General features: G+C 70.1%; 1 protein-coding gene. It reads left to right on the plus strand.

Annotated elements, in window-relative coordinates:
• On the plus strand, positions 1-244 hold a 244-nt coding region (locus FV230_RS29265), incomplete at both ends, for a transposase (protein ID WP_147844824.1).

Below are 244 nucleotides of genomic sequence, written 5' to 3' on the forward strand. Positions count from 1 at the left end.
GTGGGCGGTGCTTGCGCCGCTTCTGCCTGCGCCGTCCAGCACAGGCCGCCCATGGCGCCGGCCCCTGCGCGCGGTCTTCGACGGCATCCTGTACGTCCTGCGGACAGGATGCGCGTGGCGGCATCTGCCGCTGGACTTCCCGCCGTGGAGCACGGTGCATCGCTGGTTCTTGCGTCTCTCGCAGACAGGCGTGTTCGAGCGCCTCGCTCATGCCCTCACGATGGCTGACCGTGAGCGCGTCGGA

It is taken from the genome of Methylobacterium sp. WL6 (assembly GCF_008040095.1).
GTDB lineage: Bacteria > Pseudomonadota > Alphaproteobacteria > Rhizobiales > Beijerinckiaceae > Methylobacterium.